Annotated in this window: 2 protein-coding genes; both read left to right on the plus strand. The window is 60.4% G+C overall.

Features of this window, described 5'->3' with window-relative positions; genetic code table 11:
• The coding region (locus FEM54_RS31850; protein ID WP_240792833.1) for a GMC oxidoreductase at positions 1-335 on the plus strand (335 nt) is incomplete at its 5' end.
• A gap of 65 nt (positions 336-400) precedes the next feature.
• Positions 401-1,776 (plus strand): MFS transporter (locus tag FEM54_RS31855; RefSeq protein WP_138454198.1); only part of this gene is annotated, 1,376 nt, incomplete at its 3' end.

Consider the following 1,776-nt stretch of genomic DNA (forward strand, 5'->3'; position numbering starts at 1 on the left):
CCTTGAGCCAGTTCAAGCCGGTGGAATACCTGCCGGGCGACGCGCTGCAAACCGAAGAACAACTGCATGAAGCCGCCGCGCGTATCGGCACGACGATTTTCCACCCGGTGGGCACTTGCCGCATGGGCGATGACCAAGATGCCGTGGTCGATGCGCAACTGCGCGTACATGGCGTGCCGGGCCTGCGTATTGCCGATGCCTCGGTGATGCCACGCATTACATCCGGCAACACCTGCTCACCTACACTGATGATTGCGGAAAAGGCAGCGCAGCTGATGCTTTCGCCGAACACAAGGAGTCTCGCCCCGCAGAGAGAAACGGTTCATGCAATCTGAATAGCGGCGCCGCACCCGGCGCCGACAGTGGAACAACAATAAATAATCACTGTGAGGGATACCCGATGTCAGAACATGCTCAACCCCTGGGCTCGGCCGTCAAGGCGAGCACCGGCAGCGAATCAAGGAAAGTCATCTTCGCCTCGTCTTTAGGGACGGTGTTCGAGTGGTACGACTTTTTCCTCTACGGCGCCCTGGCGGCGGTGATCAGCAAGCAATTTTTTGCCGGGGTCAACGACACCACGGCGTTCATCTTCGCCTTGATGGCCTTTGCCGCAGGCTTTGTGGTGCGGCCGTTCGGCGCGTTGGTGTTCGGCCGCCTGGGCGACATGATCGGGCGCAAGTACACGTTTTTGGTCACCATCATCCTGATGGGTGTCGCGACCTTCTGTGTCGGGCTATTGCCGACCTATGCCAGCATCGGCATTGCGGCGCCGATCATTCTGATCGTGCTGCGCATGCTGCAAGGCCTGGCGTTAGGCGGTGAATATGGCGGCGCAGCCACCTATGTGGCCGAGCACGCACCGGCCGGCAAACGCGGCCTGCACACCAGCTGGATTCAATCCACAGCCACCCTTGGCTTGCTGCTGTCGCTGCTGGTGGTACTGGCTTGCCGTTACTTCACCGGCGACCAGTTCGAGGTGTGGGGCTGGCGCATTCCGTTCCTGTTCTCGATTGTGCTGCTGGGCATTTCCACCTGGATCCGCATGAGCCTGCATGAGTCGCCGGCATTCCTGAAGATGAAAGAGGAAGGCAAGGCCAGCAAGTCGCCGATCCGCGAATCCTTCGGTAAATGGGAAAACCTCAAGGTGGTGCTGATTGCGCTGTTCAGCATCAACGGCGGGCAGGCAGTGACCTTCTATGCGGCGCAGTTCTATGTGCTGTTCTTCCTCACGCAGTTCCTGAAGATGGACCCGGCCCTGGCCAATATGCTGTTGATTATCAGCGTAGTGATCGGCGCGCCGTTCTTCATCCTGTTCGGCTGGCTGTCGGACAAGGTTGGGCGCAAACCGGTGCTGATGCTCGGCTTGCTGTTGGCCACCGCACTGTACTTTCCGATCTTCAAAGGGCTGGCGCATTACACCAACCCGGCGATGGACCAGGCCAGCCACCAGGCGCCGATTACCGTATTGGCCGACCCGGCCACCTGCACCTTCCAGTTCGACCCGGTGGGCAAGGCGCGTTTTGACAGCCCGTGTGACAAGGTCAAGACCTTCCTGGTCAAGCAAGGTCTGCCATACAGCAGCGCCGCCGCGCCAGCCGGCAGCCCGGTACAGGTGAGCGTGGGTGATGTGCGTATCGACGGTTACGATGAAGCGGCCCTGCGCGGCGCGGTAACCCTGGCCGGCTACCCGACTTCGGCGGATGTGGCCCAGGTCAACAAAGTGATGGTGGTGGTGCTGATCGTGGTGCTGATCCTGATCGCCGCCATGTGCTACGG

Source organism: Pseudomonas edaphica (genome assembly GCF_005863185.1).
In the GTDB taxonomy this organism is placed as follows: domain Bacteria; phylum Pseudomonadota; class Gammaproteobacteria; order Pseudomonadales; family Pseudomonadaceae; genus Aquipseudomonas; species Aquipseudomonas edaphica.